The sequence below is a fragment of the Acetobacter okinawensis JCM 25146 genome, assembly GCF_000613865.1.
Taxonomy (GTDB): domain Bacteria; phylum Pseudomonadota; class Alphaproteobacteria; order Acetobacterales; family Acetobacteraceae; genus Acetobacter; species Acetobacter okinawensis.
The window spans coordinates 1-7,851 of the sequence record NZ_BAJU01000068.1 but is presented as its reverse complement, the minus strand read 5'-3'; the positions used below and the strand labels follow the sequence as shown (position 1 = coordinate 7,851).

General features: G+C 62.5%; 9 protein-coding genes. 2 read left to right on the top strand and 7 right to left on the bottom strand.

The window, feature by feature from the left end:
* Window positions 1–25: 25 nt before the first annotated feature.
* Together fliI and JCM25146_RS15025 are read right to left on the bottom strand one after the other, a co-directional pair.
* A complete protein-coding gene (gene fliI / locus JCM25146_RS15030; protein ID WP_035372774.1) occupies window positions 26–1,378 on the bottom strand; it encodes a flagellar protein export ATPase FliI in 1,353 nt (450 codons plus the stop codon).
* 139 nt (window positions 1,379–1,517) lie between these two features.
* Complete coding sequence (locus tag JCM25146_RS15025; RefSeq protein WP_025829037.1) at window positions 1,518–3,671, bottom strand: DUF1217 domain-containing protein; 2,154 nt, start codon at window positions 3,669–3,671, stop codon at window positions 1,518–1,520.
* A gap of 289 nt (window positions 3,672–3,960) precedes the next feature.
* Between JCM25146_RS15025 and JCM25146_RS15015 the strand changes: the two genes are divergently transcribed.
* Entirely contained in the window at window positions 3,961–4,674 is a 714-nt protein-coding gene (locus tag JCM25146_RS15015) for a hypothetical protein (protein WP_025829035.1), read from the top strand.
* 33 nt (window positions 4,675–4,707) lie between these two features.
* Complete coding sequence (locus tag JCM25146_RS23065) at window positions 4,708–5,214, top strand: hypothetical protein (RefSeq protein WP_025829033.1); 507 nt, start codon at window positions 4,708–4,710, stop codon at window positions 5,212–5,214.
* A 69-nt stretch (window positions 5,215–5,283) separates the two neighbouring features.
* On the opposite strand, the gene JCM25146_RS20020 is transcribed toward JCM25146_RS23065, so the two are convergent.
* The 5 genes from JCM25146_RS20020 to JCM25146_RS22640 all read right to left on the bottom strand — a co-directional run.
* A complete protein-coding gene (locus JCM25146_RS20020) occupies window positions 5,284–5,601 on the bottom strand; it encodes a hypothetical protein (protein ID WP_148299116.1) in 318 nt (105 codons plus the stop codon).
* Window positions 5,568–5,711, bottom strand: a complete 144-nt coding sequence (locus tag JCM25146_RS22645) for a hypothetical protein (RefSeq protein WP_159102015.1) — start codon at window positions 5,709–5,711, stop codon at window positions 5,568–5,570. The genes JCM25146_RS20020 and JCM25146_RS22645 overlap by 34 nt, the downstream gene beginning before the upstream one ends.
* A complete protein-coding gene (locus tag JCM25146_RS14995) occupies window positions 5,701–5,982 on the bottom strand; it encodes a rod-binding protein (RefSeq protein WP_025829030.1) in 282 nt (93 codons plus the stop codon). The genes JCM25146_RS22645 and JCM25146_RS14995 overlap by 11 nt, the downstream gene beginning before the upstream one ends.
* 119 nt (window positions 5,983–6,101) lie before the next feature.
* On the bottom strand, window positions 6,102–7,196 hold the full coding sequence (locus tag JCM25146_RS14990; protein ID WP_242401182.1) for a flagellar basal body P-ring protein FlgI: 1,095 nt from the start codon (window positions 7,194–7,196) through the stop codon (window positions 6,102–6,104).
* Window positions 7,197–7,370: 174 nt separating this feature from the next.
* Window positions 7,371–7,851, bottom strand: a 481-nt coding sequence (locus JCM25146_RS22640; RefSeq protein ID WP_159102014.1) for a hypothetical protein, incomplete at its 5' end; no start/stop codon positions are given.

Genomic DNA, 7,851 nt, shown 5'->3' with positions numbered 1-7,851 from the left:
TCGCGCGCTGCTCATACCTGATCAGCTAGGAGAGCGCGCCGCGCAGGGCATCAAAACTTTCGGCCAGGGTGGCACGCTCGCCCTTGCGCTGCTTGAGCATCTCCTCCACCGCCGGAGCCACCCGAATGGCTTCGTCCACGCGCGGGTCGTTGCCGGGTCGGTACGCGCCAAGGCGGACCATATCCTGCATCTCATCCCAGGTGGACAGGCAGGAGCGGGCCTGCAACACAAGCTCGCCCTCCTCCTCCGTCAGGCACCCCGGCACCGTGCGGGAGAGCGAGCGCAGCACATTGACCGCAGGGTAACGCCCGGACTCGGCAATGCGCCGCTCCAGCACCACGTGCCCATCCAGAATACCGCGCACGGCATCGGCTACGGGTTCGTTCTGGTCGTCCCCTTCCACCAGTACGGAGAACATGGCGGTCATCTGCCCTGCATGGCCGTTCTCGTCCATCAGCCCCGGACCTGCGCGTTCGAGCAGGCGGGGCAGCTCGGCAAACACGCTGGGCGGGTAACCGCGCGTAGCCGGTGGCTCGCCCGAGGACAGCCCGATCTCGCGCAGCGCCTGACAGAAGCGGGTCACGCTATCCATCAGCATCAGCACCGACTTGCCCTGATCGCGGAAGTGCTCGGCCACGGCCATGGCCGCATAGGCGGCCTCGCGCCGCATAAGGGGGGATGTGTCAGACGTGGCCACAACCACAACCGACTTGGCCAGCCCCTCCGGCCCCAGATCATCCTCCACAAATTCGCGCACCTCGCGCCCACGCTCACCCACCAGCGCAATCACCGCCACATCGCACGCCGTATCCCGCGCAAGCATGCCCATAAGGGTGGACTTACCAACACCCGAGCCCGCAAACAGGCCAAGGCGCTGCCCCTCGCGGCAGGTGGTAAACAGGTTGAGTGCGCGCACACCGAGGTCTATGCGCGGACCAAGGCGGGCACGCATGGCGGCCTCTGGCGGGGCAGCATGGAGCCGCTGGGCCGTGCCCTCAGACGGGAGCGGACCTTTGCCATCCATCGGGCGGCCCATGGGGTCCACCACCCGGCCCTGCCACGCGGCATTGACCATGAGCGTACCCCCCGCCCTTAAGCGGCGCTGCTCCTGATCATACAGGCGGAAGGTGGCACGGCAGCCCGAGCCAATCCCCTCCAGCGAGCCAAAGGGCATGGCTATGGCAATATCCTGCGCAAAGGCCACAATTTCGGCCTGCGTCTGCCGCCCATCCAGCCCGTAAATGGTCACGCGGTCGCCTACACCCGTAAAATCCCGCAGACCACTGAGCGAGACGGACAGGCCCGAAAGCCCGGTCACACGCCCCTCCAGCACCCCGACTGGCACGTCATGGCGTGGGCTGGCAATGGCCCCGCGCACCGCATCCAGCACACCGGACAGGGCAGAAACGGAGACATCGACAGGCGAGGGAGAATGCGGGTCCGAACTCACGTTACCAACCAGACAGAGAGGGGGTTATGCCGCTCCACCCCATACAGCCGGGGTGGAGCCTGCGGGCCTAGAACAGGCTGGAGTACAGATCACCCGATGAATCATCGCTGCTATCCCCGAACAGGGAGAGGATGTCATCATCACTGCTGCTCCCGAACAGGTCGAGCAGGGAGGCAGGCGTATCGGGCGTTTGCGGGTTGATCTGCAACATGGCCAGATACTGCTCGGCATATTGCTGGATCTGCTTGGGGGTGGACAGCTTGGTAAAATCTATTTTTTTGGACAGCAGACGCACCTGCTGGTCATAGTCCAGCGCACCAAACTGGTCGGGGTCATAGCCCGATACAGTCTCCGCCACCGTGAGCAGGGTCGGGTCCGACATCAGCTGGGACAGGGAGGTAATGCTGCTCATGGTACGGGTAAAGTACAGGGCATTACCCACGCCGTTATCACTCAGCGCCGTGCTGCTTTCGTACTGGCGCATCTGGTAATCTTCTACAATGCTCTGGATCTTTGTGGACGTGAACGGTGTAGCACTCACACTCCCCCCGTTTGCCCCCCAGACCTCAAAGTCAGTGGCAAAGCTCTGCCATGACGAATTGCCCGACGCACTGGCCAGAGATGTGGAGGACGTCGGGTCCTGCGTCAGCAGGGAGGTCAGCAGCGTGACCTCATTGTTCGAGGCATCCACCCCGTATGCACCAGTCACAACATTCAGCACCGCCGTATTGGCCAGCAGGGCGGAAGCGGTGGTGATGGAGCCTGCCGCGCTCTCAAAGCTCGCCACGCCCGACTGGACCAGTGCGTCGGTGTTGGACTGGAAGCTCGACGTCAGGGACGCCACAAAGGAGGTGGACATAATAGCCCCCTGCCCGTTGTTCTGCCCCCATGCCTTAAAGGCCTGCGCAAACGCCTGCCACGCCGTGTTGCCCGATGTCTGGGCCAGCGATGTGGAGGAATCCGGGTCCTGCGTCAGCAGGGTCTTGACCACGGCGGGGTCCGAGGCCAGCGAGCCAAGGCCATAAGCCCCCAGCACCACCTGCAGGGCCGTGCTGTTGCTCAGCAGGCTGCTGACGGAAGTGATCCCTGCCGCATCGCTTTTGAAGGAGGCAATGGCACTTGTGGTGCCACTGTCGATAACGCTTGTGTACTTTGACGCAATGGAACTGATGGTCGCAGAGGTAAACGGCGTGGACGTGGCCGTACCGTTGTTCTGCCCGAGACTTTTGAACGCCGTGGCAAAGTCCTGCCACGCGGTGCTGCCCGACGTCTGCGCAAGCGACGTGGAGGAGGTCGGGTCCTGTGTCAGCAGCGCGCTCAGAATGCTGCTGTTATCCGTGCTGGAATCAAGCCCGTAGGTGGACATGATCATGGACAGCACAGTGTCATTATTAAGCAGGTCGGAGGCGGAGGTGATGGTGGCAGCCTCGGCCTTGAAGGCGGTGATGTTGTTATCCACTGCCGAATTGACCGCAATGCTGTACCCTTGGGTAATGCTGGTCATTGTGGTGGAGGTAAAGGGCGATGCCGTGGCCGTACCACCATTTTTGCCCATGTCCTGGAACGCGGTGGCAAACATCAGCCAGGCCGAGTTACCCGATGTCTGCGCAAGCGACGTGGAGGAGGACGGGTCCTGCGTCAGCAGGGAGGTCAGGACCGACGTATCACCTTCAAGCGAATCCATACCGTAAGCCGTCAGCACCACATCCAGCACCGTGGTGTTGGCCAGCAGGGCGGAGGCGGTGGTAATGCTGGGGGCCGCGCTTTTGAAGGTCGTCAGGTCACTCTGGAGCGACGTATCCGTGTCGGTCTCGTATTCGTTGACAATGGACGTAATGGTGGAGGAAGTCAGCGGGCTGGTCTGCACGCTGCCACCGCCCTGCCCCCATGTTTTGAACGCATCGGCAAAAGCCAGCCATGTTGCATTGCTTGAGCTTTTGGCCAGAGATGTGGAGGATGTCGGGTCCTGCGTCAGCAGTTTTTTGATCAGCGCCGTGGCGGAGGAATACGAGCCCATGCCATATGCACCCAGCACCACGTTAAGCGCCGAGTAGTTCTTCATCAGCGCGTCAACGGTGGTAATGGTAGCTGCGGCCTCCTCAAACGCGGCGGAGGCCTGCTTGGTGGTCACATCTGTTTTGGCATAGGTGGAGGCGGCGGTTTCTTCATTCTTCAGGGCCGTCAGATACTGGCTTACCGGCGAAATCCCGCTAACGCTCATCAGTCCAAATCCTTTACGTGTTCACACACCAGCACCGGGCCCTGGCTGTCTATGACCCGCAAATGCGTATAAGCTGGGCTATTATACGGTTTTGCACCCGACAAAGCCACAGGAATATGCCCGGGCAGGTTTGGTATGCCCCAAGGCTTTCCATGCGCCCCCGTCTGCCCTATTCTGGCGTCCATTCAATTCCGGCACCGCTGCTGCGTCTTTGCCACGCTGCGGCGGTGTCTGTTCTTTCATTCATTGCGCGGCGTTTGCGCTCGCGTCACCAGATCAGGACCCCCAGATGTTCAAGTTCTTCATCAGCAGTGACGCCGCGACTGAACAGACCGAGCGATTCACACGCCTGAACGCCCATGTCCCCGACCTTGTACGCTCGGTCGGGGTAGATGTGCAGGGGCTGGACGTGCAGGCCATGCAGCAGATGAACCTTATCTCTGCCGAATGTCTGTTCACGCCCGCCGCTTTTGCGCAGGCACTCTCCCATGTCTCGCTCTGGGGCAATGTGGCGCAGCACCAGACCGCCGCCCATGTGTTTGCTGGCAATGCCGTGCTGTGCGCCAACTTTGAAGCCGAGAGCACCCGCATTCTGGCCAGCCTGCCGCAGGACTGGGACTTTGTCCTGTGGGGTAATACGCCGGGGGCAACGCTCCAGCTGGACATCCTGCCCGATCTGGCCCTGTTTACAGGGGCTGTGCAGCCCCCCTACTCCGCCCGTGAGGCCGCAGCCCTGAGCGAGATGGATGTGACCTCCCTTGCCTTCCCGCTCATGTCCACGCAGAGCGTGTGTGGCTATGCCATCTCCCCCTCCGGCGCGGACAAGCTGATCAAGGCATGCCTGCCCCTGACCAGCACCACGGTACCCGCCGCCAACCCGCATGAAGGTGGCGCTCCAGCGCAAACGCTTGAACAGCTGATGAGCCTGCACTACTCAACCATCAAGGCCTACGCCTGCGTGCCGCCCCTGTGCATGGCAGACGCGGCTGTTCCCGCACTGTAAAAATCCCCTCTTTTTCATCACGGAACCCGGCAGATGCATACAGGCAGCCCCCTCCTCCCCAAGGCCGCACCCCGCAGCGCAAGACGGGTGGCGCAGGCCGCAACCGGGTTGTGGTGTCTGGCGCTGGCGGGGTGCATGTCCCCCGCCGCCCCGTACCTGGAAAAGGGGAGAACCCTGTCCGAGGCAGGGTTTATTGCCCATCAGGCTGACACCACCGCGCGCTACGCCATGATGAACCTGCTGCCACCGGGGCAGTTGACCTACCGGCCATCCCCCTCCGGCCCGATCTATCTGTACGCGGACCCACTGGGCTGCGGGTGTGTGTACATGGGGTCCGAGACCGCCTTCCGCACCCTGCGGGACATGGACGCCGCACAGATGCGGGGCAAAAACAAGCAGCCCACACCGATCGTGGATGAACTGGCAAGCATGACGGCAGAAAACCGGCGCGACACGTTTTTGTGGGACTGGAGCGCATGGTACGCAGGGGCTGACCCCGCAGGCGACCAGCCACGCAAGGTCACCGGCGCTTACTGGTAAGCGCCGTCCACCCGGGCGTATAAGAATGGCAAAGGTGTACCGGGCAGTCTATGCCCGGCGACTACGGGGCTAGACGTCGCTCCGCAGGGCCAGTGCACTGGTGTGGGCACCCATGGCGTACCCACCCGATGCCCCATAACCCGTGCGCTGCACCTGCACGGCATCTTCAAGCACAAGTTTGATCAGCGTATCCTGCGCTGCCATGGCACTTTGCAGCAGGGCGTCATTGGTGCGCACCAGCGTGTTGAAGTGCTTGAAGGCAGCCTCTGTCTCGGGGCTGATGCGCGCGCTGCGCTGCTCGGCGGTCAGGGGTTGCGCCTTGGCAGCAGGGAGCAGCTTGTGGAGGGCCTGCATCAACTCACGCTTGCGCGGCAGCAGTTTTTCCACATCCTGCCACTGGCTGATGTGAGCAGGGCGTTCTCCTGCTCCAGCAGGGCGCTGACGGCACCAAGAGCCTGTAGCAGGCGGGTTTGCAGGTCTTCGGGCTTACGCGTCATGGTCGGCCTTCTTCTGCTGCGTTTTTTCCTGCTGGGCGGTTTCCTGCATGGCCAGCATCTGGCGGTACACGCTGTCGGCCAGACCAATGCCGCCATTATTGGCAATCTGCTTGCCCAGCTCCAGCACCTGCATCGACCGGAACTGGGCTTCCGCCGCACCGCCGCCAAACAGGCCACTGGACGTATCGATCGTATCAAACATCGGCTGGAGCATTTCGCCGATGGTCACACCCTCGAAATCGACGGCGGACTGGCGGATTTTCTCCAGCATCTTGGCACTCAGCCCCGACTGGGAGGAGCCGGTGTTCTGGCTGGTGGTATTCTGGGTTGCCGCACTCTGGCTGCCGCCACCTGAGCCGCACTCACACTGCCTATTGTGCTCATACCTGACTACCTGACCTCCAGATCTGCCTGAAGAGCGCCATCGGCCTTGATGGCCTGCAAAATGCCGATCATGTCACGCGGGCCCATACCCAGCGCGTTCATACCCGCAACAAGGCTGGCCAGCGTTGGCCCCTCACGCAGGATACCGAGCCTGTGCGAGCTGTCCGTGCTCACATTGGCCTGTGTCCGTGGCACCACGGCGGTCACACCGTTGGAAAAGGGCGCAGGCTGGACCACCTGTGGGGTTTCGGTCACCTGAATGGTCAGGTTGCCCTGTGCAATGGCCACGGTGCTGATCCGCACGCTGTCACCCATAACAATGGTGCCGCTGGCCTCGTCCACCACAACCTTGGCCATGGTGTCCGGCTCGATCTGTAAATCACCAATACGGTACAGGATGAGCGATGCGTTGCGCCCGGTCAGGTCCACGGCAATGGTGCGCGGGTCATCCACCTGCGCCATACGCGGGCCAATGCTGCGGTTGATCACCTCGGCCACACGGGTTGCGGTGGTAAAATTGGGGTTGTGGAGCGAGAGGTGGATCACCCCTGTCTCGCCCAGTTTGACCGGCACCTCACGTTCAACCACCCCGCCGTTGGCAATATGCCCGCTGGTAGGGATGTTCCGCGTAACCGTGGCGGCCTGCCCACCTGCAGTAAAGGCGTTGGTCACGAGCGAGCCCTGCGCCACGGCATAGACCTCACCATCCGCTGCCTGCAGGGGGGTGACCAGCAGGGTGCCGCCGGTCAGGTCCTGCGCGTCACCCACGGCGGAGACGGTCACGTCAATCCGCCCGCCCCCGTGCGAAAACGGTGGAAGGGTCGCGGTGACCATAACGGCGGCCACGTCATGCGTCTGCAACTGAATTTCGCGGTCACGGATGTTCACGCCCAAACGGTTGAGCATGCTGATCAACGTCTCACGCGTGAAGATGATATTGGTCAGACGGTCGCCGGTGCCATGCAGGCCCACCACAAGCCCGTAGCCGACCAACTGGTTGTCCCGCACGCCTTCGTAATCGACAATATCCTTCACCCGCACCGAAATGGCATGAGCGGGCGCGAGCGGCACAAACAGGGAGAGCACAAAAACGGCAGCCATAAAGGCTCTGGCCCACCGTGGCATGCCGCAGCCCCGCCCCTTACGGGCCGGAGAGACCGCCACAGTGCCGCCATGCTGGCAGGCCACACCGCCATGCCCGTTGCTCGCCTTAAGGCGGTTGCTCATATACCTGCGTACCCCTGATTGATCGGCCCTGCACGGGGTGCGGGGCCATCACATAGCCTTTGTGCCATAAGAATAGGCGCGCTGGCCATCACATTCAATGCCCATGTAGCCTGCCCCGGCCCATGCCCAAAAGCCTTTTTTTGCCCCCGCATGCACCACCTGCCCGCACACAAGGCACGCACGGGGCTGGCCAGCGACAGCCCGCCCCTGCCAAAGATCATGCAAAATCATGCTATTAAACCCGAAGCCCATAGACCCGCGGCCAAAAAGCCGGTCCCACACCCCCAGCACACCGCACTTTGGACAGGCTTTGCAGCCCGGACCACCCCCACATGAATCCTTGCACGATCCGCGCAGGGGGAATACAGCCGTGTAAGGCCAAGCCGGGCAGGCCCGCGCTCCTGCGCGCCCACCCCTGCCGCTTTTTCCATTGGCTGGCATAAGGCCAGCAACAGCCAAGGAGAGAAGGGATACGCCGCTCGGACACGACCCGACCCGGCCCCTGCCAGAACCCCGCATGACCGCACCG